Origin of the sequence: Methanobrevibacter sp. (assembly GCF_045220775.1) — an archaeon.
GTDB lineage: Archaea > Methanobacteriota > Methanobacteria > Methanobacteriales > Methanobacteriaceae > Methanocatella.
This window is the reverse complement of sequence record NZ_JBGUWC010000091.1, coordinates 1-1,994: the sequence shown is the minus strand read 5'-3', so window position 1 is coordinate 1,994 and position 1,994 is coordinate 1. Positions and strand designations below refer to the sequence as shown.

The window sequence follows — 1,994 nt, the reverse complement described above, 5'->3', positions numbered from 1 at the left end:
ATTTCCTTTTCATATTCGTTCTCCTTGTAAGCTGTTCTTACAAGATATTATAAATTTGTTAGCAACACTGTGCAAGTAGGGATTTATTGGTAATCGGCATAAATAGCATTGAGTTCCCTGTATATTTTCTCGCAAAGGAAAAAGTCACGGATAATATTGTGATAGAACTCTACCACACCGTCACCTGTTTCTTTCCAGTAATTGCACAGGGCATAACACTGCTCTATCAGATAATTTATCCTTTTATTTGTCAGCCTTGTATCGTTGTCAAGTAATTTTTTTATAATTTCCCTCAATTCACCTGATGACACATAAAACTGATTATTGTTTGAAAGATACATTTGGTAGGCAATTTCTTCTGTGACTTTGTAAAAAATCTCCTTGTATCTGTGTATCTTATGCTTATATTTTCTGCCAAACATCTTGTTATAATCCGTGTCCATCAATTCATTATAAAAGATTTGGTGATACAATGACCAACTGTTTTTAGTAAGGTCGATACTGATATCTTTTGCTGCAAGCATATACAATGTCATGGGTGTATCGCATATCGCAGAATCGGTATCATCACTGATACTGACGATATACTTTTTTATTTCATCATTCAAGGGCTGATTACAAAATTCAGGAGAAGTATAATGCTCTATCCATTGCGTTCTTTTATCTTTATCAAAATGCTGTAGGGTGATAAATTCACACGAGCTATCTATCTCTTTTTTTATGTAATGAGGACGTGAGGTTATTATGTATTGATAGCCGTCTAACTCGATTTCCGCCAATTCCTCTATCAATTCATTATAATTTTCGATATTTTCTATCATACATAATTCATCAAAACCGTCAAGTATCATTACAGCCTTAGAAAATCGTTCCTCCATATCGTCACAAGTTTCAAGTTTCATATGTTTCAAAATGGAATCTATCAAACCTTGTTTTGATTTTATCACATCTCTGTCCAAATCACGCAGACGAATGGTAATGACCTGTCTGTCACCAAAAATATTTTTTGCGGTATCGTCATTATTTTGCAAATGATAATTCATCCAACTTACAAGCGTACTTTTTCCACAGCCTGCATCGCCCTCTATGAATAAAAAACAATTATCGCTTTTCACAAAAGCGGAAAGTTTATCTTCAAGGTCTGTTTTTGGATCGTCATATTCATTTTCCTTATATTTCGGCATTACAAACAGATTGCAGAGATTTACCTTGCTGTCATTCTTATGCAAAAACAATGGTTCACGGAAACCTTCGGCATATTTTGCGTTGTCGGTGTGGACATCTTCTTCTCCTATAGGAAACCTTATATTCGTATAAAAGCCTTCATTTTGAAATGCTTTGCTATGTTTGGTAATAAAATCGCTTATATCATTCCACGACAGCAACTCCACTGTAATTGGAACGAAATTTTGGCGATTTTCCTCATTCATGTTGGCAATAAACTTCTGAATTCTAACATCATCGGGAATTGTCGTTGCCGCAACAAAATACTTGATATTTGAATAATTTTTAACAGCCTTACTATAATCTCCCTTTATTTCTTCCAAAAACCTATCTGCTCTATCTGCTGAATAGTTCTTGCACTGTATAACCCTGTCACTGTCCTGTAAATCCCAAATATCGATTCCGTTTTGCAACTGTCCTCTTCGTCCGCACAGAACAAAGTTTTTATTCCATTCCAGTCGGGCATATATTTTCATTATTTCTTCAAAATCAGAGTCATTCTTAGGCGGAATTAAATTTCTCTGTTGCATAAAAATCCCCTTTTCATCTGTTTTCTATAATTATACCACATATTTCTACAAAATAATATACTTTTTGTTAAAATTTATAACCTTTTTCATCATATAAATTACTTAAAAATATGCGGTAGAATTTTGTACTATGGATATGATATAATATAGAAAATATACTCTCAACTGAAAACATTTAGCAAAAAATCAAATTCATACTTTCATATCGAGAATGATTGAGGTATAATGGTATCAATATGA

1 protein-coding gene is annotated in these 1,994 nt (G+C 33.2%); it reads right to left on the bottom strand.

What is annotated here, in order from left to right:
• Nucleotides 1–83: 83 nt before the first annotated feature.
• On the bottom strand, nt 84–1,754 hold the full coding sequence (locus ACJROP_RS05555) for an NACHT domain-containing protein (protein ID WP_406534493.1): 1,671 nt from the start codon (nt 1,752–1,754) through the stop codon (nt 84–86).
• Nucleotides 1,755–1,994: the final 240 nt, after the last annotated feature.